This is a genomic window from Burkholderia sp. Bp8998 (assembly GCF_003854235.1).
GTDB lineage: Bacteria > Pseudomonadota > Gammaproteobacteria > Burkholderiales > Burkholderiaceae > Burkholderia.
Map to the genome: position 1 here is coordinate 1 of NZ_QTQF01000147.1, position 816 is coordinate 816.

Sequence of the window (816 nt, forward strand, 5' to 3'; positions counted from 1 at the left end):
CCGAGGTCGACGACCTTCGTCGCGCGGCCCGCGAGCGGCATCACCTCCGCTTCGCTGCCGACCGCGACGAAGCGGCCCGCGGCGATCGCCACCGCGGTCGCTGTCGGGTTCGCGCGGTCGAGGGTCGTGAACCTGCCATTGCGGAGAATCAGATCCGGTTGGGTTTCGGTTGCGGTCATATGCGTCACCTCACTTCGATCAAAGGCCGACGAGCTGCTTGAGGGCGGGGACCGCCTGCACGCCAATCAACATGCCGAGCAACCCGACCAGGGCAATCAGCGGCGGTGCGGGAGAGCGAACCTTGATGGCACTGTAGATCACGCCGATCAGCAGGCCCGCACCCAGGGAAACCAGATAAGGTTCCATACGATCAATCTCCCGAACAAACTGACATGCGGGCGTTCGCCCCGCAAGCACTCCGCGGGCGGCGTGCGCGGGCCAACCGCGTCACACCGCCCGCATTGACGTATCGCCGCCGCGGCGCGCGCATGGCACACGCCGCGGCGGCATCGATAGTCGCGACTATCCGCGTCACTTCGCCGGCACGGGCGGCAGCGACTCGTGCGGCGTCTGCGTACGCTCGGCGGCCTTGTGGACCATCGTGTACGCATAGTCGACGCCCATCCCGTACGCGCCCGAATGCTCCTTCGCGATCGCCATCACCGCGTCGTAGCTCTCGCGGCGCGCCCAGTCGCGCTGCCATTCGAGCAGAACCTGCTGCCACGTGACGGGCACGACACCCGCCTGCACCATGCGCTGCATCGCGAAGTCGTGCGCGGCCTGCGACGTGCCGCCCGATGCGTCGGCGACCATGTA

General features: G+C 67.8%; 1 protein-coding gene and 1 pseudogene. Both read right to left on the reverse strand.

Annotated elements, in window-relative coordinates; all coding sequences use genetic code 11:
• Positions 1 to 198: 198 nt before the first annotated feature.
• Complete coding sequence (locus tag DIE06_RS37860) at positions 199 to 366, reverse strand: DUF1427 family protein (RefSeq protein ID WP_124618205.1); 168 nt, start codon at positions 364 to 366, stop codon at positions 199 to 201.
• A 165-nt stretch (positions 367 to 531) separates the two neighbouring features.
• Positions 532 to 816 (reverse strand): annotated as a pseudogene (locus DIE06_RS37865) (hydrolase); the annotation flags it as partial.